The 22320-nt window shown below is 52.3% G+C and carries 17 protein-coding genes; 13 read left to right on the forward strand and 4 right to left on the reverse strand.

Annotated features, from left to right (window positions below):
• Nucleotides 1–96 precede the first annotated feature (96 nt).
• The 4 genes from FFT88_RS14860 to mutH all read right to left on the reverse strand — a co-directional run bounded on the left by FFT88_RS14860 (nucleotide 97) and on the right by mutH (nucleotide 3077).
• Nucleotides 97–1137: an NADP(H)-dependent aldo-keto reductase gene (locus FFT88_RS14860; protein ID WP_135405600.1), complete on the reverse strand. Its 1041-nt coding sequence runs from the start codon at nucleotides 1135–1137 to the stop codon at nucleotides 97–99.
• A 107-nt stretch (nucleotides 1138–1244) separates the two neighbouring features.
• The gene (ygdR, locus tag FFT88_RS14865) at nucleotides 1245–1463 is read right to left on the reverse strand and encodes a lipoprotein YgdR (protein ID WP_000758660.1); all 219 of its coding nucleotides are present in this window, start codon (nucleotides 1461–1463) and stop codon (nucleotides 1245–1247) included.
• A gap of 141 nt (nucleotides 1464–1604) precedes the next feature.
• Nucleotides 1605–2318 (reverse strand): TerC family protein, encoded by a 714-nt coding sequence (locus FFT88_RS14870; protein ID WP_064529833.1) that lies wholly within the window; start codon nucleotides 2316–2318, stop codon nucleotides 1605–1607.
• A gap of 57 nt (nucleotides 2319–2375) precedes the next feature.
• Nucleotides 2376–3077, reverse strand: coding sequence for a DNA mismatch repair endonuclease MutH (gene mutH, locus FFT88_RS14875; RefSeq protein ID WP_135405601.1), 702 nt, complete (start codon nucleotides 3075–3077; stop codon nucleotides 2376–2378).
• Between the two features lie 185 nt (nucleotides 3078–3262).
• Here mutH and FFT88_RS25855 point away from each other — a divergent pair, with 185 nt between their 5' ends.
• The 13 genes from FFT88_RS25855 (at nucleotide 3263) to recD (ending at nucleotide 22105) form a co-directional block, all read left to right on the forward strand.
• Nucleotides 3263–3409 carry a hypothetical protein gene (locus tag FFT88_RS25855; protein WP_276606370.1) on the forward strand — a complete coding sequence of 49 codons (147 nt, stop codon included), beginning with the start codon at nucleotides 3263–3265 and terminating at the stop codon, nucleotides 3407–3409.
• Nucleotides 3410–3761: 352 nt separating this feature from the next.
• Complete coding sequence (rppH, locus tag FFT88_RS14885) at nucleotides 3762–4292, forward strand: RNA pyrophosphohydrolase (protein ID WP_130207736.1); 531 nt, start codon at nucleotides 3762–3764, stop codon at nucleotides 4290–4292.
• A 12-nt stretch (nucleotides 4293–4304) separates the two neighbouring features.
• The gene (ptsP, locus tag FFT88_RS14890; RefSeq protein WP_130221489.1) at nucleotides 4305–6551 is read left to right on the forward strand and encodes a phosphoenolpyruvate--protein phosphotransferase; all 2247 of its coding nucleotides are present in this window, start codon (nucleotides 4305–4307) and stop codon (nucleotides 6549–6551) included.
• A gap of 150 nt (nucleotides 6552–6701) precedes the next feature.
• Nucleotides 6702–7577, forward strand: a complete 876-nt coding sequence (lgt, locus tag FFT88_RS14895) for a prolipoprotein diacylglyceryl transferase (RefSeq protein ID WP_032239304.1) — start codon at nucleotides 6702–6704, stop codon at nucleotides 7575–7577.
• Between the two features lie 6 nt (nucleotides 7578–7583).
• Nucleotides 7584–8378 (forward strand): thymidylate synthase, encoded by a 795-nt coding sequence (gene thyA / locus FFT88_RS14900; protein ID WP_000816232.1) that lies wholly within the window; start codon nucleotides 7584–7586, stop codon nucleotides 8376–8378.
• A gap of 184 nt (nucleotides 8379–8562) precedes the next feature.
• Entirely contained in the window at nucleotides 8563–9033 is a 471-nt protein-coding gene (locus tag FFT88_RS14905) for a prepilin peptidase-dependent protein (protein WP_135405603.1), read from the forward strand.
• Nucleotides 9024–9587 carry a prepilin peptidase-dependent protein gene (locus tag FFT88_RS14910; RefSeq protein WP_130217875.1) on the forward strand — a complete coding sequence of 188 codons (564 nt, stop codon included), beginning with the start codon at nucleotides 9024–9026 and terminating at the stop codon, nucleotides 9585–9587. Before FFT88_RS14905 ends, FFT88_RS14910 begins: the two co-directional genes overlap by 10 nt.
• Complete coding sequence (locus tag FFT88_RS14915) at nucleotides 9584–9991, forward strand: DUF2509 family protein (RefSeq protein WP_135405604.1); 408 nt, start codon at nucleotides 9584–9586, stop codon at nucleotides 9989–9991. The genes FFT88_RS14910 and FFT88_RS14915 overlap by 4 nt, the downstream gene beginning before the upstream one ends.
• Nucleotides 9976–10299, forward strand: coding sequence for a prepilin-type N-terminal cleavage/methylation domain-containing protein (locus FFT88_RS14920; protein ID WP_130207726.1), 324 nt, complete (start codon nucleotides 9976–9978; stop codon nucleotides 10297–10299). The genes FFT88_RS14915 and FFT88_RS14920 overlap by 16 nt, the downstream gene beginning before the upstream one ends.
• Before the next feature lie 12 nt (nucleotides 10300–10311).
• The gene (gene recC, locus FFT88_RS14925) at nucleotides 10312–13680 is read left to right on the forward strand and encodes an exodeoxyribonuclease V subunit gamma (RefSeq protein ID WP_135405605.1); all 3369 of its coding nucleotides are present in this window, start codon (nucleotides 10312–10314) and stop codon (nucleotides 13678–13680) included.
• Between the two features lie 175 nt (nucleotides 13681–13855).
• On the forward strand, nucleotides 13856–16744 hold the full coding sequence (gene ptrA / locus FFT88_RS14930) for a pitrilysin (RefSeq protein WP_135405606.1): 2889 nt from the start codon (nucleotides 13856–13858) through the stop codon (nucleotides 16742–16744).
• Entirely contained in the window at nucleotides 16737–20279 is a 3543-nt protein-coding gene (gene recB / locus FFT88_RS14935) for an exodeoxyribonuclease V subunit beta (RefSeq protein WP_135405607.1), read from the forward strand. The genes ptrA and recB overlap by 8 nt, the downstream gene beginning before the upstream one ends.
• Nucleotides 20279–22105: an exodeoxyribonuclease V subunit alpha gene (gene recD, locus FFT88_RS14940; RefSeq protein ID WP_130217865.1), complete on the forward strand. Its 1827-nt coding sequence runs from the start codon at nucleotides 20279–20281 to the stop codon at nucleotides 22103–22105. Before recB ends, recD begins: the two co-directional genes overlap by 1 nt.
• Nucleotides 22106–22320 lie beyond the last annotated feature (215 nt).

Consider the following 22320-nt stretch of genomic DNA (forward strand, 5'->3'; position numbering starts at 1 on the left):
TATTGCGCTTTGTCAGGAAAGATGCGGCGAAAAGTAGTGAATATATTCTGAAAAGTGGGAAAAAAGACGCCTGGCGCAAAACGCCAGGCGAGAGGATCACGGTGCCGGATAAGTATAAACCTGATGCACCGCTTCAATTTCTGCTAACACGTCTTCGCTTAACTCCAGATGCAAACTTTCGACGTTAGTTTTCAGCTGTTCCATCGTTGTTGCGCCCAGCAGAGTGCAGGCAACAAACGGTTGACGACGCACAAAGGCCAGCGCCATCTGAGCTGGATCCAGACCATGACGTTTGGCTATATCAACATACGCCGCGACGGCTTTTTGCGTTTGCTCACCGCTGTAGCGAGTGAAGCGGCTAAAGAGTGTATTGCGCGCGCCAGCCGGTTTTGCGCCGTTGAGATATTTCCCGCTCAACGTGCCAAAACCCAGACACGAATAAGCCAGTAACTCGACGCCTTCATACTGGCTGACTTCAGCAAGACCCACTTCAAAGCTGCGATTTAACAAGCTGTAGGGGTTTTGAATGGTGACAATACGCGGCAGGTCGTGTTTATCCGCGAGATGTAAATAGCGCATTACGCCAAATGCGGTTTCATTCGACACACCGATATAACGAATTTTCCCCGCGCGTTGGTACTCTGCCAGTGCGTCCAGCGTATCCAGCAGCGAAACTGCAGGCGCAGAATCTGTCCAGCTATAACCGAGCTTGCCGAAACAGTTGGTGGGGCGCTGTGGCCAATGCACCTGATAGAGATCGAGATAATCAGTCTGCAGACGCTTGAGGCTGTCATGCAGAGCTTCGCGAATATTCTTCCTGTCCAGCGCCTGATCCGGGCGGATCCCCTTGTCATTATTACGCGACGGTCCGCTCACTTTGGAGGCGATAATTAATTTTTCGCGGTTGCCATGTTTTGCCAGCCAGTTACCGACATAGGTTTCAGTTAACCCCTGAGTTTCGGGGCGTGGCGGTACCGGGTACATCTCGGCAACGTCGATAAGGTTAATGCCCTGAGCAACGGCATAGTCGAGTTGTGCGTGGGCGTCGGCTTCGCTGTTCTGTTCACCAAACGTCATCGTGCCAAGCCCCAGCGTGCTGACTTCCAGCGAGCTGTGGGGTATACGGTGATATTGCATAGCCGTTTCCTTTTTATAATCACGACATAAGGAATATAAAAATGGCAGAGGGAAGGGAAAAGGGAAAGAGAAAAATCTTAAGGCCAGCCGGATGCTGACCTTATTTTTTAACGTTCAATAATTTGCGAAACATCATCACGGTTTATTTGCATCGCGTTACCTTGCTGATCGTGATAACTCACCAGCCCGGTGTCATCATCAATTTCCGGTTTTCCATCTGTCAAAATCATACGGCCATCTTTGGTCGCCATGACGTAATCACTGGAACAGCCGGAAACGGCAAATGCCAGTCCGACTGCAGAAATTAATACTGCCCATTTTTTCATCCGGTCATCCTCACCTATTTTGCCCATTAATGATAATAGACTGTTTATAATCTGACGTTATACATCATGAAAGCAGGAAAATCTTAAACTGTGAGGAAGAGATCTGGCCGAACGCTCTCCCGCAGGAGAGCGAACGGAATATCAGAGCGGATTCTTTTTGTTGCGAATCAGGTTGAGGCTTTCAACCGCAATAGAGAAGAACATCGCGAAGTAGATGTAACCTTTCGGTACGTGGATATCGAAACTTTCCAGAATCAGGGTAAAGCCCACCAGAATCAGGAAAGAGAGCGCCAGCATTTTTACCGAAGGGTGGCGTTCGACAAAATCACCAATCGAGCGCGCGGCGAACATCATCACGCCTACGGCAATCACCACTGCTGCCATCATTATGAATAAGTGATCTGACAGACCCACAGCGGTAATCACCGAGTCGAGGCTGAAAATAATATCCAGCAGCATAATCTGCACGATAGCGCCGAGGAATGATGAAACGCGAGTTTTCAATCCTTCTTCTTCACCTTCGATGGATTCGTGGATTTCCTTGCTGGCTTTCCAGATAAGGAACAGACCGCCGAGTAACAAAATTAAATCGCGAGCGGAAATTTCCTGACTGAAAATTGTAAAAAGCGGATTCGTCAGACGCGTGACCCAGGCAATAGACGCCAGCAGCGCCAGACGCATGACCATAGCCGCTGCCAAACCCAGACGCCGTGCGTGGCCACGTTGTGCTGTAGGTAGTTTTGCCACCACCAGCGAGAGGAAAATAATATTATCGATCCCAAGAACGATCTCCAGCAGCGTCAGCGTACCGAGCGCAAGCCAGGCGTTAGGATCGGTTACCCATGCAAATAACATCAAACAAAGCCCTGCCAAAAAAATGAAGCGGTAATTATATGCCCGGAATGCGGCAGGTCAAAGCGATGGGTGCTGGATCAAAAAATGACGAGCCAATAGCGCACTGGTGAAATTCTTCTTTAAATAAAAGCCGCGTGGCAGTGTCAGAATCGGTTCACCCTGGGAGCCAATGGCTTCGGTGAGCGCTTTCGCATTCGCCGCTTTAGGTCTTATCTGTAAATATTCCCCGTGACGAGCGGTAATTCTTTCAACCTGACCAAGAACAATCATATCCATTAATTCTTCCCAGTCTTCGCGTAACTGCCGTTCCTCTTCGTCATTTGGACTCCACAGTAATGGCGACCCTACGCGCCGCTGCGCCAGAGGAATACTGCGCTCGCCTTCTACAGGTATCCACAGCACGCGTTTTAACTTGTGACGTACATGGCTGGTTTCCCAGGTGACGCCGCTATTGCCGGTTAAAGGCGCCACGCAAACGAAAGTGGTTTCCAGAGGACGGCCAAGGCTATCCACAGGAATCGTTTTTAGCTCTACGCCCAGGGCCGCAAAATCTTGTTCAGGTTTACTGCCTGCGCTTGCGCCAAGCCAAATTTCCAGCAACACGCCTATCCAGCCTTTATCGCGCTTTAAATTCTCCGGTGCAACCAGCCCGGCAAGTGCCGCCAGCTCACCCAATGTGTAACCGGAAAGTTGCTGTGCTTGCGCAAATAACTGCGCTTCAGTTTCTGGTGGAGAGAGCAATGGGTGAGGCTGGAGCATGGTGTTATACCTTGATTAAAAATTGAGCAGCAATTTTATACCGGATATGCCAAGTGTAACTTTTTCCACGCGTGTTATTCAATTGCATGATTTATATTGCTTTTTAGGCCTCAGATAACCGTGTTGCGCAACGTGTGGGGAGGTTTTCCAAATCTGGTCACTGAAAATAAACAGGATCTTACACCATGTTATCCACAGAAAGCTGGGATAACTGTGAAAAACCCTCACTACTGTTTCCATTTACAGCCTTGACGTGCGACGAAACTCCAATTTTTAGTGATGTGGTGCTTAACTTATTGGCACATTCTGTGGATAAATACGACATTGGTTGATCTTTCACCACCTCGTATACAGTGAGTGTGATACAGGTCACGATTTTACCTGTTTGGTAGCGATTTAAGCACCTAGTTCATTGATTAGTAATTATTATTTTGTAATGCCTGAATCAGGGGTGTTCAGAATGCTCTGGGTTTTCCCGTAGTAATTCCGTAGTTCTTCACAACTCTATCCACAGAAAAGGTGAATAAAAACGGTGATGTTCCCCCTCTGCTGTTTATAACTCTGCACTTAACTGTGAGTTATTCAATTGTTATTAGTGTGTAATGCCTTGCAGAGAGTGGTTTACCGCCTTCCAGGAGTATGAAACAATCATTCGCATATAAAGTTTTATTTTGAGGTAGTCCGGTGATTGATGACGATGGCTACCGCCCAAACGTAGGTATCGTGATTTGTAATCGTCAGGGGCAAGTAATGTGGGCCCGTCGATTTGGTCAGCACTCCTGGCAATTTCCGCAAGGCGGAATTAACCCCGGAGAATCCGCAGAACAGGCGATGTACCGTGAATTGTTTGAAGAAGTAGGATTAAGCCGCAAAGACGTTCGAATCCTTGCTTCAACGCGTAACTGGTTGCGCTACAAATTACCAAAACGTTTGGTGCGTTGGGACACGAAGCCGGTGTGTATCGGCCAAAAACAAAAATGGTTTCTCTTGCAGCTGGTGAGCGGCGATGCGGAAATCAATATGCAAACCAGCAGTACACCAGAGTTTGACGGCTGGCGTTGGGTAAGTTACTGGTATCCGGTCAGACAGGTGGTGTCATTTAAACGTGATGTCTACCGCAGGGTAATGAAAGAGTTTGCGAGTGTTGTGATGGCGCTACAGGACAATACGCCTAAACCACAAAACGCATCTACTTATCGACGTAAAAGAGGTTAAGTCACGCCAATTATGCTCACTCGCCTGCGCGAAATAGTCGAAAAGGTAGCCAGTGCTCCCCGCCTTAACGAGGCGTTGAATATTCTGGTTACCGACATCTGTCTTGCGATGGATACCGAAGTCTGTTCGGTCTACCTGGCCGATCATGACCGACGTTGTTACTACCTGATGGCGACTCGGGGGCTGAAAAAACCGCGAGGTCGCACCGTAACGCTCGCGTTTGATGAAGGGATCGTCGGCCTGGTTGGCAGGCTGGCGGAACCGATAAACCTTGCGGATGCGCAAAAACACCCCAGCTTCAAATATGTCCCCTCCGTAAAAGAAGAGCGTTTCCGTGCTTTCTTAGGCGTTCCGATTATTCAGCGTCGCCAATTGCTTGGCGTGCTGGTGGTGCAGCAACGAGAGCTACGCCAGTACGATGAAAGCGAAGAATCCTTTCTGGTGACGCTCGCCACCCAGATGGCGGCCATTCTTTCCCAGTCGCAGTTGACTGCCTTATTCGGACAATATCGCCAGACGCGAATCCGCGCATTGCCGGCTGCACCCGGCGTGGCTATTGCCGAAGGTTGGCAGGATGCTACTTTACCCTTAATGGAACAGGTGTATCAGGCATCAACGCTGGATCCAGCGCTGGAACGTGAGCGCCTGACCGGAGCGCTGGAAGAGGCAGCTAACGAATTTCGTCGTTACAGCAAACGCTTTGCTGCCGGGGCGCAGAAAGAAACGGCGGCCATTTTCGATCTTTACTCGCACCTGCTTTCCGACACCCGTTTGCGTCGCGAACTGTTTGCCGAGGTGGATAAAGGCTCGGTCGCAGAGTGGGCTGTGAAAACGGTCATTGAAAAATTTGCTGAACAGTTTGCCGCGCTAAGTGATAACTATCTCAAAGAGCGCGCTGGCGATTTACGCGCGCTGGGCCAGCGGTTGCTGTTTCACCTTGATGATGCAAATCAGGGGCCGAACGCCTGGCCGGAACGTTTCATTCTGGTGGCAGATGAATTGTCGGCGACGACCCTTGCGGAGTTGCCCCAGGATCGCTTAGTCGGCGTCGTCGTACGCGATGGTGCGGCCAACTCCCATGCGGCGATTATGGTGCGCGCGCTGGGTATTCCTACCGTGATGGGGGCGGACATTCAACCTTCAGTGCTGCATCATCGGACGCTGATTGTTGATGGTTATCGCGGGGAATTACTGGTCGACCCGGAACCGGTGCTGCTACAAGAATACCAACGGCTAATTAGCGAAGAAAATGAGCTAAGCCGACTGGCGGAAGATGACGTCAATTTACCCGCACAGTTAAAAAGCGGTGAGCGCATTAAAGTCATGCTCAATGCGGGTTTAAGCCCGGAACATGAAGAAAAACTGGGCAGCCGTATTGATGGCATCGGCCTTTATCGCACTGAAATTCCTTTCATGTTGCAAAGCGGTTTCCCGTCGGAAGAAGAGCAGGTGGCGCAATATCAGGGCATGTTGCAAATGTTCAATGATAAGCCTGTCACGCTGCGCACGCTGGATGTTGGTGCTGATAAGCAACTGCCTTACATGCCTATCAGCGAAGAGAATCCATGTCTGGGTTGGCGTGGGATCCGCATTACGCTCGATCAGCCGGAGATCTTTTTGATCCAGGTGCGGGCGATGCTGCGTGCTAATGCAGCAACGGGCAACCTGAACATCTTATTGCCGATGGTCACAAGCCTCGATGAAGTTGACGAAGCACGCCGCCTGATTGAACGTGCCGGACGTGAAGTCGAGGAGATGATCGGCTATGCGATCCCCAAACCGCGTATCGGTATCATGCTGGAAGTGCCATCGATGGTGTTTATGCTGCCGCATCTGGCAAACCGGGTCGATTTTATCTCTGTTGGCACCAACGATCTGACTCAATACATCCTGGCTGTTGATCGTAACAACACGCGAGTTGCGAACATTTATGACAGCTTGCATCCTGCGATGTTACGTGCGCTGGCAATGATCGCCCGGGAAGCGGAAACGCAAGGAATAGATCTCCGTTTGTGTGGCGAAATGGCGGGAGATCCTATGTGCGTAGCAATCCTCATTGGGCTTGGGTATCGCCATCTGTCTATGAACGGGCGTTCTGTCGCGCGCGTAAAATATTTGCTGCGGCGCATTGATTTTGCCGAAGCGGAAAACCTTGCGCGGCGCAGCCTGGAAGCACAACTGGCGACTGAAGTTCGTCATCAGGTTGCGGCATTTATGGAGCGTCGCGGCATGGGTGGGCTGATTCGCGGGGGGCTATAGCGCGGATCGTATACATATCTTTTAACGGTATCCGGCAACCAGCCTGGTCCCCTTGTGCTATTATTCGCACCTTTGGAGCGCCTGGAACCTGCGGCGCGCATTTCAATCGCTGTTCTCTTTCAGCGAAATAACAAGAACTTGTGGTGACAGATGACCAGTAGCTATCTGCATTTTCCGGAATTCGATCCGGTCATTTTCTCAATAGGACCCGTTGCGCTTCACTGGTACGGCCTGATGTATCTGGTAGGTTTCATTTTTGCGATGTGGCTGGCAACACGTCGGGCGAACCGTCCGGGGAGCGGCTGGACCAAAAATGAAGTTGAAAACTTACTCTATGCGGGTTTCCTTGGCGTTTTCCTTGGCGGACGTATTGGGTATGTTCTGTTCTACAATTTCCCGCAGTTTATGGCCGATCCGCTGTATCTGTTCCGTGTCTGGGACGGCGGCATGTCCTTCCACGGCGGCCTGATTGGCGTGATTGTGGTGATGATTATCTTCGCCCGCCGCACCAAACGTTCCTTCTTCCAGGTCTCTGATTTTATCGCACCGCTTATTCCGTTTGGTCTTGGCGCCGGGCGTCTGGGCAACTTTATTAACGGTGAATTGTGGGGCCGCGTTGACCCGAACTTCCCGTTTGCCATGCTGTTCCCGGGTTCCCGTACCGAAGATATTCTGTTGCTGCAAAACAATCCGCAGTGGCAGTCCATTTTTGATACTTACGGCGTGCTGCCTCGCCACCCGTCACAGTTGTACGAACTGCTGCTGGAAGGTGTGGTGCTGTTTATTATCCTCAACCTGTATATTCGTAAACCGCGCCCGATGGGGGCCGTGTCTGGCTTGTTCCTGATTGGCTACGGCGCGTTTCGCATCATTGTTGAGTTTTTCCGCCAGCCCGACGCGCAGTTTACCGGTGCCTGGGTGCAGTACATCAGTATGGGGCAAATTCTTTCCATCCCGATGATCGTCGCGGGTGTGATCATGATGGTCTGGGCATATCGTCGCAGCCCACAGCAACACGTTTCCTGAGGAACCATGAAACAGTATTTAGAACTGATGCAAAAAGTGCTCGACGAAGGCACACAGAAAAACGACCGTACCGGAACCGGAACGCTTTCCATTTTTGGTCATCAGATGCGTTTTAACCTGCAGGATGGATTCCCGCTGGTGACAACCAAACGTTGCCACCTGCGTTCCATCATCCACGAACTACTGTGGTTCCTGCAGGGCGACACCAACATTGCTTATCTGCACGAAAACAATGTCACCATCTGGGACGAATGGGCTGATGAAAATGGTGACCTCGGCCCGGTATATGGCAAACAGTGGCGCGCCTGGCCAACGCCGGATGGACGTCATATTGACCAGATAACCACAGTGCTGAACCAGTTGAAAAACGACCCGGATTCCCGCCGCATTATTGTTTCGGCGTGGAACGTGGGGGAACTGGATAAAATGGCGCTGGCTCCATGCCATGCCTTCTTCCAGTTCTATGTCGCAGACGGCAAACTCTCTTGCCAGCTTTATCAACGCTCCTGTGACGTCTTCCTGGGGCTGCCGTTTAACATCGCCAGCTATGCGTTACTGGTGCATATGATGGCGCAGCAGTGCGATCTTGAAGTGGGTGATTTTGTCTGGACCGGTGGCGACACGCACCTGTACAGCAACCATATGGATCAAACCCATCTGCAATTAAGCCGTGAACCGCGTCCGCTGCCGAAGCTGATTATTAAACGTAAACCCGAATCCATCTTCGACTACCGTTTCGAAGACTTTGAGATTGAAGGCTACGATCCGCATCCGGGCATTAAGGCACCGGTGGCTATCTAATTACGAAACATCCTGCCAGAGCCGACGCCAGTGTGCGTCGGTTTTTTTTATCCTCTGTTAAATTCTTCGAGACGCCTTCCCGAAATTTTGCAACGCCCTGCAACAGGGTAAATAGTCCGGAAGACGTGCCGAAGAAATAGAAACTGGCACTCGTCTTTTTTTCTCCGCGCCGCATACTGCCGGCATGAAAAAACAACGTGGTTATACGCTGATTGAAACGCTGGTCGCGATGCTGATTTTGGTCATGCTAAGTGCAAGTGGTCTCTATGGCTGGCAGTACTGGCAGCAGTCGCAACGGTTATGGCAAACCGCCAGCCAGGCGCGAGACTATTTGCTCTATTTACGTGAGGATGCCAACTGGCATAACCGCGACCACAGTATCGGTGTCATCAGGGAGGGAACGTCATGGTGTCTTGCGAGTGCCGCCGCTGGGGCGAATACCTGTCATGGCAGTTCACCGCTGGTCTTTGTGCCTCGCTGGCCCGAAGTCGAAATGAGCGACCTGACACCTTCGCTCACTTTCTTTGGCCTACGCAATACTGCATGGGCCGGACATATTCGCTTCAAAAATTCAGCGGGCGAGTGGTGGTTGGTGGTTTCGCCGTGGGGAAGGCTCCGGCTTTGTCAGCAAGGAGAAACAGAAGGATGCCTGTAAAAGAGCAAGGTTTTTCTCTGCTGGAAGTGCTGATTGCTATGGCAATCAGTAGCGTACTGCTGCTGGGAGCTGCGCGATTTCTGCCCGCATTACAGCGTGAAAGTTTGATTACTACTCGCAAGCTGGCGCTGGAAGATGAAATCTGGCTGCGGGTATTTACAGTCGCGAAGCATCTCCAGAGAGCAGGTTATTGTCATGGAACCTGCCCTGGTGAAGGTCTGAAAATTGTTGGGCAGGGTGACTGCATCATTGTGCAGTGGGATGCGAACAGTAACGGTATCTGGGAGCATGAGCCGGGAAAAGAATCCGACCAGATTGGATTTCGGCTAAAAGACAATGTCCTGGAAACGCTACGCGGCACGACATCCTGTGAAGGTAAGGGCTGGGATAAATTGACCAACCCAGATGCCGTCGTTATCGACACTTTTCAGGTTACCCGACAGGATAACAGCGGTTTCCCGCCGGTGCTGACGGTTAATATGCACGCTGCCAGCAAGGCTGATCCACAAACCGTGGTGGATGCCAGCTATAGCGTGACAGGATTCAACCTGTGAACCGCGAAAAGGGTGTTTCATCGCTGGCACTGGTCCTGATGCTGCTGGTTTTGGGCAGCTTGCTGTTACAAGGAATGAGCCAGCAGGATCGCAGTTTTGCCTCTCGCGTGACTATGGAAAGCCAGTCATTACGCCGTCAGGCCATTGTGCAGTCGGCGCTTGAGTGGGGGAAAATGCATGCCTGGCAGGTACAGCAAGCTGTTCAGTGTTCGCAATACGCCGCAACGGGTGCTCGAGCGTGCCTGCGAAGACTTGCAGATAATAAAACCTTGCTAATAGCCGGTTATGAAGACGTTTCATTATGGCGAATGGGGGAAGTCATCGATGGGAATATCGTATTTTCGCCACATGGCTGGAGTGATTTTTGTCCGCTGAAAGAGGAGGCGTTATGTCAGCTTCCCTGAAGAATCAGCAAGGTTTTAGCCTGCCGGAGGTGATGTTGGCGATGGTACTGATGGTGATGATTGTCACTGCGTTATCTGGTTACCAGCGAACATTAAGCACCAGTCTTGCCAGCAGAAACCAGTACCAGCAGCTCTGGCGGCACGCCTGGCAGCAAGCACAACTGCGCGCGATTTCGCCACCTGCAAACTGGCAGGTCAACCGAATGCAGACATCGCAGGCGGGATGTGTCAGCATCAGCGTTACGCTATTTTCACCCGGGGGCAGAGAAGGCGAGATGACCCGCCTGCATTGCCCGAATCGTCAGTAGTCAGGAGCCGCTATGTTAAGGGTCTACCATTCCAATCGTCTGGACGTACTGGAAGCGTTGATGGAGTTTATTGTCGAACGCGAACGGCTGGACGATCCTTTCGAGCCAGAAATGATTCTGGTGCAAAGTACCGGTATGGCGCAGTGGCTGCAAATGACTCTGTCGCAGAAATTCGGCATTGCGGCAAACATTGATTTTCCGCTGCCTGCGAGCTTTATCTGGGATATGTTTGTCCGTGTATTACCGGAGATCCCCAAAGAGAGCGCCTTTAACAAGCGGAGTATGAGCTGGAAACTGATGACTCTGCTGCCGCAACTGCTGGATCGCGAAGATTTTACACTATTGCGTCATTACCTGACTGACGATAGCGACAAGCGAAAACTGTTTCAGCTTTCCTCAAAAGCGGCGGACCTGTTTGACCAATATCTGGTCTATCGCCCGGACTGGCTGGCGCAGTGGGAAGCCGGGCATCTGGTTGAAGGGCTGGGAGAAGCGCAGGCCTGGCAAGCTCCGTTGTGGAAGGCGCTGGTGGAATATACCCATGAACTCGGGCAACCGCGCTGGCACCGTGCCAATCTCTATCAACGCTTTATCGAAACACTGGAGTCTGCGACGACCTGCCCACCCGGCTTACCTTCGCGCGTCTTTATATGCGGTATTTCCGCGTTACCGCCTGTTTATCTCCAGGCGCTACAGGCGCTGGGTAAACATATTGAAATCCATCTCCTGTTTACCAACCCTTGCCGTTATTACTGGGGCGATATTAAAGATCCTGCTTATCTGGCGAAACTGCTGACCCGCCAGCGTCGACACAGTTTTGAAGATCGCGAATTGCCGCTATTTCGCGATAGCGAAAATGCCGGACAGCTCTTTAACAGCGACGGTGAACAGGATGTCGGCAACCCGCTACTGGCCTCCTGGGGCAAGTTGGGGCGCGACTATATCTATCTCCTATCCGATCTGGAGAACAGTCAGGAGCTGGACGCCTTTGTCGATGTCACGCCAGATAATCTGCTGCATAACATACAGTCCGACATTCTGGAACTGGAAAACCGCGCCGTTGCGGGCGTGAACCTCGAAGAGTTTTCCCGTAGCGACAACAAACGCCCGCTTGACCCGCAGGATAGCAGTATCACCTTCCACGTTTGCCATAGCCCGCAGCGTGAAGTTGAAGTTTTGCACGATCGCCTGCTGGCGATGTTGGAAGAAGATCCGACACTTACTCCGCGCGATATCATCGTGATGGTGGCCGACATCGACAGCTACAGTCCGTTTATTCAGGCCGTTTTTGGCAGTGCGCCAGCGGATCGGTATCTGCCTTACGCCATTTCCGACCGTCGGGCGCGGCAGTCGCATCCCGTGCTGGAAGCGTTTATCAGCCTGTTATCACTGCCTGACAGTCGCTTTGTGTCAGAGGATGTGCTGGCATTACTGGATGTGCCGGTGCTGGCGGCGCGGTTTGACATCACCGAAGAAGGGCTGCGTTACTTGCGCCAGTGGGTCAACGAATCCGGCATTCGTTGGGGCATAGATGACGATAACGTTCGTGAGCTGGAACTCCCCGCCACCGGACAACACACCTGGCGATTTGGCCTGACGCGTATGTTGTTGGGCTACGCGATGGAGAGCGCGCAGGGCGAGTGGCAATCGGTTCTACCTTATGATGAATCGAGCGGCTTAATTGCAGAACTGGTGGGGCATCTGGCTTCACTGCTAATGCAGCTAAACATCTGGCGTCGCGGGCTGGCGCAGGAGCGCCCGCTTGAAGAGTGGCTGCCGGTTTGCCGCGATATGCTCAATGCCTTCTTCCTGCCGGATGCGGAAACCGAAGCGGCGATGACGCTTATTGAGCAACAATGGCAGGCGATTATCGCTGAAGGTTTAGGTGCGCAGTATGGCGATGCGGTGCCGCTATCGCTGTTACGTGATGAACTGGCACAACGCCTGGATCAAGAACGTATCAGCCAGCGTTTTCTCGCAGGTCCGGTTAACATTTGTACGCTGATGCCAATGCGTTCAATCCCGTTCAAAGTGGTTTGCCTGCTGGGGATGAACGACGGAGTTTACCCACGCCAGCTTGCGCCATTGGGCTTTGACCTGATGAGCCAGAAACCGAAGCGCGGTGACCGTAGCCGTCGTGATGACGACCGCTATCTGTTCCTGGAAGCGTTAATATCCGCGCAACAAAAACTCTATATCAGCTATATCGGGCGTTCCATTCAAGATAACAGCGAACGATTCCCGTCGGTTCTGGTGCAGGAACTGATCGACTACATCGGGCAAAGCCATTATCTACCGGGCGATGAAGCGCTTAACTGTGATGAAAGCGAGGCAAGGGTAAAAGCGCATCTTACTTGCCACCATACCCGGATGCCGTTTGACCCGCAAAACTACCAGCCCGGTAACTTACAAAGCTATGCGCGCGAGTGGCTACCCGCGGCCAGCCAGGCAGGTAAGGCACATTCTGAATTTGTTCAGCCGCTACCGTTTACCTTGCCGGAAACTGTGCCGCTGGAGACGCTACAACGATTCTGGGCGCATCCGGTGCGGGCGTTTTTCCAGATGCGTTTGCAGGTGAACTTCCGTACCGAAGACAGCGAAATTCCCGACACCGAACCTTTTATTCTTGAAGGGCTTAGTCGTTATCAAATCAACCAGCAGTTATTAAATGCACTGGTTGAGCAGGATGATGCCGAACGCTTGTTCCGCCGATTCCGGGCGGCAGGTGATTTGCCGTATGGTGCCTTTGGTGAAATTTTCTGGGAAACGCAGTGTCAGGAGATGCAGCAACTTGCCGACAGAGTCATTGCCTGTCGTCAGCCGGGCCAGAGCATGGAAATCGATCTCGCCTGTAACGGTGTGCAAATAACGGGCTGGTTGCCGCAGGTCCAGTCGGATGGCCTGTTGCGCTGGCGTCCCTCTTTATTAAGTGTGGCGCAGGGAATGCAACTTTGGCTGGAACACCTTGTCTACTGTGCCAGCGGTGGTAATGGTGAAAGTCGCCTTTTTCTACGCAAAGACGGCGAGTGGCGTTTTCCGCCGCTTGCAGCCGAACAGGCTTTACATTACCTCTCACAGCTGATTGAAGGGTATCGTGAAGGTATGTCCGCGCCATTGCTGGTGTTACCTGAAAGCGGCGGTGCATGGCTAAAAACCTGTTATGACGCAGAAAACGATGCCATGCTGGACGACGAATCCACGTTGCAAAAAGCTCGTTCGAAATTCCTTCAGGCTTACGAAGGCAACATGATGGTGCGTGGCGAAGGTGATGATATCTGGTATCAACGGCTATGGCGGCAATTAACGCCAGAGACAATGGAAGCCATCGTTAAACAATCGCAACGTTTCCTGTTACCGCTGTTTCGCTTTAATCAGTCATGAGTGCTGTATAAAAATTGCGCAATTCATTCGCTTACTTTATGATGCGCACCAGTCACGGACTGATGGATATATAGACATAGGCTGACTCGTTCAGCACAAGATTAAATTCTGGCAGATGATTTACGTTAACGTGTTGAATCTGGTTGGAAAATAAAGTTGATAATGAGGTCCGTGAATGCCCCGCAGCACCTGGTTCAAAGCATTATTGTTGTTTGTCGCCCTCTGGGCACCCTTAAGTCAGGCAGAAACGGGATGGCAGCCGATTCAGGAAACCATCCGTAAAAGTGATAAAGATAACCGCCAGTATCAGGCTGTGCGTCTGGATAACGGTATGGTGGTATTGCTGGTTTCAGATCCACAGGCGGTTAAATCGCTTTCGGCGCTGGTGGTGCCCGTTGGGTCGCTGGAAGATCCCGAGGCTTATCAGGGGCTGGCGCATTACCTTGAACACATGAGTCTGATGGGGTCGAAAAAATACCCTCAGGCTGATAGCCTGGCCGAATATCTCAAAATGCACGGCGGCAGTCACAATGCCAGCACTGCGCCGTATCGCACGGCTTTCTATCTGGAAGTTGAGAACGACGCCTTGCCTGGTGCGGTAGACCGCCTGGCCGATGCTATTGCTGAACCCTTGCTCGACAAGAAATATGCCGAACGTGAGCGTAATGCGGTGAACGCTGAATTAACCATGGCGCGTACGCGTGACGGGATGCGCATGGCACAGGTCAGCGCAGAAACCATTAACCCGGCACACCCCGGTTCAAAGTTTTCTGGTGGTAACCTCGAAACTTTAAGCGATAAACCTGGTAATCCGGTGCAGCAGGCGCTGAAAGATTTCCACGAGAAGTACTATTCCGCCAATCTGATGAAGGCGGTTATTTACAGTAATAAACCGTTGCCGGAGTTGGCAAAAATGGCGGCGGACACTTTTGGTCGCGTGCCGAACAAAGAGAGCAAAAAACCGGAAATCACCGTGCCGGTAGTCACCGACGCGCAAAAGGGCATTATCATTCATTACGTCCCGGCGCTGCCGCGTAAAGTTCTGCGCGTTGAGTTTCGCATCGATAACAACTCAGAGAAGTTCCGTAGTAAAACGGATGAATTGATTACCTATCTGATTGGTAATCGCAGCCCAGGTACACTTTCCGACTGGCTGCAAAAACAGGGATTGGTTGAGGGCATTAGTGCCAACTCCGATCCTATCGTCAACGGCAACAGCGGCGTTTTAGCGATCTCAGCCTCTTTAACCGATAAAGGCCTGGCTAATCGCGATCAGGTTGTGGCGGCAATTTTTAGCTATCTCAATCTGTTACGTGAAAAAGGCATTGATAAACAATACTTCGATGAACTGGCGAATGTGCTGGATATCGACTTCCGTTATCCGTCGATCACCCGTGATATGGATTACGTCGAATGGCTGGCAGATACCATGATTCGCGTTCCTGTTGAGCATACGCTGGACGCGGTAAATATTGCCGATCGGTATGATGCTAAAGCGGTAAAAGAACGTCTGGCGATGATGACGCCACAGAATGCGCGTATCTGGTATATCAGCCCGAAAGAGCCGCACAATAAAACGGCTTATTTTGTAGATGCGCCGTATCAGGTCGATAAAATCAGCGAACAAACTTTCGCTGACTGGCAGCAAAAAGCCGCCAATATTGCGCTCTCCTTACCGGAGCTTAACCCCTATATTCCTGACGATTTCTCGCTGATTAAATCAGAGAAGAAATATGACCACCCAGAGCTGATTGTTGATGAATCGAACCTGCGTGTGGTGTATGCGCCGAGCCGTTATTTTGCCAACGAGCCAAAAGCCGATGTCAGCCTGATTTTGCGTAATCCGAAAGCCATGGACAGCGCCCGCAATCAGGTGACGTTTGCGCTCAATGATTATCTCGCAGGGCTGGCGCTTGATCAGTTAAGCAACCAGGCGTCGGTTGGTGGTATAAGTTTTTCCACCAATGCTAACAACGGCCTTATGGTTAATGCTAATGGTTACACCCAGCGTCTGCCGCAGCTGTTCCAGGCATTGCTCGAGGGGTACTTTAGCTATACCGCCACGGAAGATCAGCTTGAGCAGGCAAAATCCTGGTATAACCAGATGATGGATTCCGCAGAAAAGGGCAAAGCGTTTGAGCAGGCGATTATGCCCGCTCAGATGCTCTCCCAGGTGCCTTACTTCTCGCGTGATGAACGGCGCAAAATTTTGCCTTCCATCACTTTGAAAGAGGTGCTGGCCTATCGCGACGCCTTAAAATCAGGGGCTCGACCAGAGTTTATGGTTATTGGCAACATGACCGAAGCCCAGGCAACAACGCTGGCGCGCAATGTGCAAAAACAGTTGGGCGCTGATGGCTCAGAGTGGTGTCGTAACAAAGATGTACTGGTCGATAAAAAACAATCCGTCATCTTTGAAAAAGCCGGTAACAGCACCGACTCTGCGCTGGCAGCGGTATTTGTACCGACTGGCTACGATGAATACACCAGCTCAGCGTATAGTTCTCTGCTGGGGCAGATAGTACAGCCGTGGTTCTACAACCAGTTGCGCACCGAAGAACAGTTGGGCTATGCCGTGTTTGCATTCCCAATGAGCGTGGGGCGTCAGTGGGGCATGGGCTTCCTTTTGCAAAGCAATGATAAACAGCCTTCATTCTTGTGGGAGCGTTACAAGGCGTTTTTCCCAACTGCAGAGGCAAAATTGCGGGCGATGAAGCCAGAAGAGTTTGCGCAAATCCAGCAGGCGGTAATTACCCAGATGCTGCAGGCACCGCAAACGCTCGGCGAAGAAGCATCGAAGTTAAGTAAAGATTTCGATCGCGGCAATATGCGCTTCGATTCGCGTGATAAAATCGTGGCCCAGATTAAACTGCTGACGCCGCAAAAACTGGCCGATTTCTTCCATCAGGCGGTAGTCGAGCCGCAAGGCATGGCTATCCTGTCGCAGATTTCCGGCAGCCAGAATGGGAAAGCAGAATATGTACACCCTGAAGGCTGGAAAGTGTGGGAGAACGTCAGCGCGTTGCAGCAAACAATGCCCCTGATGAGTGAAAAGAATGAGTGATGTCGCCGAGACTCTAGATCCTTTGCGCTTGCCCTTACAGGGCGAGCGCCTGATTGAAGCCTCTGCTGGCACAGGCAAAACCTTTACGATTGCGGCGCTCTATTTGCGCCTGTTACTTGGACTAGGCGGTTCTGCCGCCTTTCCCCGCCCGCTTACCGTTGAAGAACTGCTGGTGGTGACCTTTACCGAGGCGGCCACCGCAGAATTGCGCGGTCGTATCCGTAGCAATATCCACGAGCTGCGCATCGCTTGTTTGCGTGAAACCACCGACAATCCACTGTACGAACGCCTTCTGGAAGAGATCGACGATAAAGCGCAAGCCGCGCAGTGGTTGTTGTTAGCCGAACGGCAGATGGATGAAGCGGCAGTCTTTACCATTCACGGTTTTTGCCAGCGTATGCTCAACCTGAATGCCTTTGAATCCGGCATGTTATTTGAGCAGCAACTGATTGAAGATGAATCGCTACTGCGCTACCAGGCCTGCGCCGATTTCTGGCGTCGCCATTGCTACCCGTTACCGCGTGAAATTGCTCAGGTCGTCTTTGAAACCTGGAAAGGGCCGCAGGCGTTACTGCGCGATATTAATCGTTATCTGCAAGGCGAAGCGCCGGTTATCAAAGCACCGCCGCCCGATGATGAAACGCTGGCTTCCCGCCACGCGCAAATTGTGGCGCGTATTGATACGGTAAAACAGCAGTGGCGCGACGCAGTGGGTGAACTGGATGCGCTGATCGAATCTTCTGGCATTGATCGACGCAAGTTTAACCGTAGCAATCAGGCTAAATGGATAGACAAGATCAGTGCCTGGGCAGAAGAAGAGACAAACAGTTATCAGTTGCCAGAGTCGCTGGAAAAATTCTCTCAGCGTTTCTTAGAAGATCGCACGAAAGCCGGGGGGGAAACCCCGCGACATCCGCTGTTTGAGGCGATCGATCAACTGATTGCAGAACCATTGTCGATCCGCGATCTGGTGATCACCCGCGCATTGGCTGAGATCCGCGAAACGGTAGCGCGTGAAAAACGTCGCCGTGGCGAACTGGGTTTTGACGATATGTTAAGTCGGCTCGATTCCGCGCTGCGTAGCGAAAGCGGTGAGGCTCTGGCGACAGCGATCCGTACGCGATTCCCGGTGGCAATGATCGACGAATTTCAGGACACGGACCCGCAGCAGTACCGGATTTTTCGCCGTATCTGGCACCATCAGTCTGAAACCGCATTGCTGCTGATTGGTGACCCGAAACAGGCCATTTATGCGTTCCGTGGTGCGGATATCTTCACTTATATGAAGGCGCGTAGCGAAGTTCACGCGCACTACACCTTAGATACCAACTGGCGTTCCGCACCTGGAATGGTGAACAGCGTAAACAAGCTTTTCAGCCAGACTGATGACGCATTCATGTTTCGCGAAATACCGTTTATTCCAGTGAAATCAGCCGGGAAAAATCAGGCACTGCGTTTTGTATTTAAAGGTGAAACGCAGCCAGCGATGAAAATGTGGCTGATGGAAGGCGAAAGCTGCGGCGTTGGCGATTATCAAAGTACGATGGCGCAGGTATGTGCCGCGCAAATACGCGACTGGTTACAGGCCGGGCAGCGTGGGGAAGCGTTGCTGATGAACGGCGATGATGCACGTCCGGTGCGTGCTTCGGACATCAGTGTGCTGGTGCGCAGCCGCCAGGAGGCCGCTCAGGTGCGCGATGCCTTAACGTTGCTGGAAATCCCTTCCGTTTACCTTTCGAACCGCGACAGTGTTTTTGAAACTCTGGAAGCGCAGGAAATGCTTTGGTTGTTGCAGGCGGTGATGACGCCCGAACGTGAGAACACCCTGCGTAGTGCGCTGGCAACGTCAATGATGGGGCTGAACGCGCTGGATATCGAAACGCTGAACAATAACGAAAATGCGTGGGATGCGGTAGTCGAAGAGTTCGATGGTTATCGGCAAATCTGGCGCAAACGCGGCGTCATGCCAATGCTGCGGGCGCTGATGTCGGCGCGTAACATTGCAGAAAACTTGCTGGCAACGGCAGGTGGCGAGCGGCGTCTTACTGACATCTTGCATATCAGCGAACTGCTACAAGAAGCGGGAACGCAGCTGGAAAGTGAACATGCTTTGGTGCGTTGGTTATCGCAACATATCCTTGAGCCAGACAGTAATGCCTCCAGCCAACAAATGCGCCTCGAAAGCGACAAACATTTGGTGCAGATCGTCACGATCCACAAATCGAAAGGGCTGGAATATCCGCTGGTCTGGCTGCCGTTTATCACCAATTTCCGTGTACAGGATCAGGCGTTCTATCACGATCGAGGCTCGTTTGAAGCAGTTCTGGATCTTAACGCTGCGCCAGAAAGCGTAGATCTTGCTGAAGCCGAACGTCTGGCTGAAGATCTGCGTTTGCTTTACGTGGCGCTCACGCGTTCGGTCTGGCATTGCAGTCTCGGTGTGGCGCCGCTGGTGCGCCGCCGTGGCGATAAAAAAGGTGACACCGACGTTCATCAAAGTGCGCTCGGGCGTTTGCTGCAAAAAGGAGAACCGCAAGATGCGGCAGGGCTTCGCGCCTGTATTGAAGCATTGTGCGATGATGATATAGCCTGGCAAACGGCACAAACTGGTGATAACCAACCCTGGCAGGTTAATGATGTTTCTACAGCAGAGCTGAATGCGAAGACGTTACAACGATTGCCCGGCGATAACTGGCGCGTCACCAGCTACTCTGGTTTGCAACAGCGTGGTCACGGTATCGCCCAGGATCTGATGCCTCGGCTGGATGTCGATGCTGCAGGCGTTGCCAGCGTCGTTGAAGAACCGACGTTAACACCACATCAGTTTCCGCGCGGTGCGTCACCGGGGACGTTCTTGCACAGTTTGTTTGAAGACCTGGATTTTACCCAGCCGGTTGACCCGAACTGGGTGCGGGAAAAACTGGAGCTTGGCGGTTTTGAAGCGCACTGGGAACCTGTGTTAACTGAGTGGATCACCGCTATTCTTCAGGCACCACTCAATGAAACGGGTGTTAGCCTGAATCAGCTTTCCGACCGCGATAAACAGGTGGAGATGGAGTTTTATCTGCCGATTAGTGAACCGCTTATCGCCAGTCAGCTTGATACGTTAATCCGCCAGTTTGACCCGCTATCCGCAGGCTGCCCGCCGCTGGAGTTCATGCAGGTGCGCGGCATGTTAAAAGGTTTTATTGACCTGGTGTTTCGCCACGAAGGGCGTTATTACCTGCTCGACTATAAATCCAACTGGTTGGGTGAAGACAGTTCGGCTTACACCCAACAGGCTATGGCAGCGGCGATGCAGGCACACCGCTATGATCTGCAATATCAGCTTTATACCCTGGCGCTGCACCGTTATCTGCGCCATCGCATTGCTGATTACGACTATGATCGTCACTTTGGCGGCGTTATCTATCTGTTCCTGCGTGGCGTTGATAAAGAACATCCGCAACAAGGGATCTACGCGACCCGACCCAACGCCGAGTTGATTGACCTGATGGATGAGATGTTTGCCGGTATGACCCTGGAGGAGGCGTAATGAAATTGCAAAAGCAATTACTGGAAGCTGTGGAGCACAAACAGCTACGCCCGCTGGATGTGCAATTTGCCCTGACCGTGGCGGGAGATGAACATCCTGCCGTCACCCTCGCGGCGGCACTGTTAAGTCATGATGCCGGAGAGGGACACGTCTGTTTGCCGCTTTCACGACTGGAAAATAACGAGGCGTCGCATCCGCTGTTGGCGACCTGTGTCAGTGAAATCGGTGAGCTACAAAATTGGGAAGAATGCTTGCTGGCTTCACAAGCGGTCAGCCGGGGAGATGAACCAACGCCGATGATCCTTTGTGGCGATCGCCTTTATCTGAATCGCATGTGGTGTAACGAGCGTACGGTGGCGCGCTTCTTCAATGAGGTGAATCATGCCATCGAGGTGGATGAAGCGTTGCTGGCGCAAACGCTGGATAAACTCTTTCCGCCTGGTGATGAAATTAACTGGCAAAAAGTGGCGGCAGCAGTGGCGCTGACGCGGCGCATTTCGGTAATTTCCGGCGGCCCCGGCACAGGTAAAACGACGACCGTGGCGAAGTTGTTGGCTGCGTTAATTCAGATGGCCGACGGTGAACGCTGTCGTATCCGTCTGGCTGCACCAACGGGTAAAGCTGCCGCGCGCTTAACCGAATCTCTCGGCAAGGCTCTGCGCCAGTTACCGCTGACCGATGAACAAAAGAAACGCATACCGGAAGACGCCAGCACCTTGCACCGCCTCCTGGGCGCGCAGCCAGGTAGCCAGCGCTTACGCCATCATGCGGGTAACCCGCTGCATCTTGATGTGCTGGTGGTGGATGAAGCGTCAATGATCGATCTACCGATGATGTCGAGACTGATCGACGCCTTGCCCGATCATGCGCGAGTGATCTTCCTCGGCGATCGCGATCAACTGGCCTCCGTTGAGGCTGGAGCTGTGCTGGGCGATATCTGCGCTTATGCCAATGCGGGCTTTACCGCAGAGCGTGCCGGGCAGTTGAGTCGCCTGACGGGAAGCCACGTTCCGGCGGGAAGCGGCACAGAAGCGGCATCACTGCGCGATAGTCTCTGCCTGCTGCAAAAGAGTTACCGTTTCGGCAGCAACTCTGGCATTGGTCAGCTTGCGGCGGCTATTAATCGCGGCGATAAAACGGCAGTGAAAACCGTTTTTCAGCAGGATTTTACTGATATCGAAAAACGGCTTTTACAGAGCGGCGAAGATTATATTGCGATGCTTGAGGAAGCTCTTGCGGGTTACGGACGCTATCTGGATCTGCTGCAAGCGCGTGCCGAGCCGGATTTAATCATTCAGGCGTTCAATGAGTACCAGCTTTTGTGCGCCCTGCGGGAAGGGCCGTTTGGCGTGGCAGGACTGAATGAGCGAATTGAACAGTTTATGCAACAGAAGCGCAAAATTCATCGTCATCCGCACTCGCGCTGGTACGAAGGCCGGCCGGTGATGATTGCCCGTAATGACAGTGCGCTTGGGTTGTTTAATGGTGATATCGGTGTCGCTCTGGATCGCGGGCAGGGGACGCGCGTCTGGTTTGCAATGCCGGATGGCAATATCAAGTCGGTGCAACCGAGTCGCCTGCCGGAGCACGAAACTACGTGGGCGATGACGGTACATAAATCGCAGGGATCGGAGTTCGACCATGCGGCGTTGATTTTACCGAGCCAACGCACGCCGGTAGTAACACGAGAGCTGGTTTACACCGCGGTGACCCGCGCGCGTCGGCGTTTGTCATTGTATGCCGATGAACGCATTTTAAGTGCGGCAATCGCCACGCGCACCGAGCGGCGTAGCGGGCTGGCAGCGTTGTTTGGTTCGCGGGGATAAATGTGATTGCCTGATGCGACGCATGTGCGTCTTATCATGCCTACGAGTGTTACGCATGTCACATCTGGCGATTTCCATCGCTTACCCTAAATCCGCCATCAACACCTTTGATTTTCCGTAGGTCGGATAAGGCGTTCACGCCGCATCCGACGATGAGTGCCGATGCCTGATGCGACGCATGCGCGTCTTATCATGCCAGGGGMATTGCGCATATC

It is taken from the genome of Escherichia sp. E4930 (genome assembly GCF_005845405.1).
GTDB lineage: Bacteria > Pseudomonadota > Gammaproteobacteria > Enterobacterales > Enterobacteriaceae > Escherichia.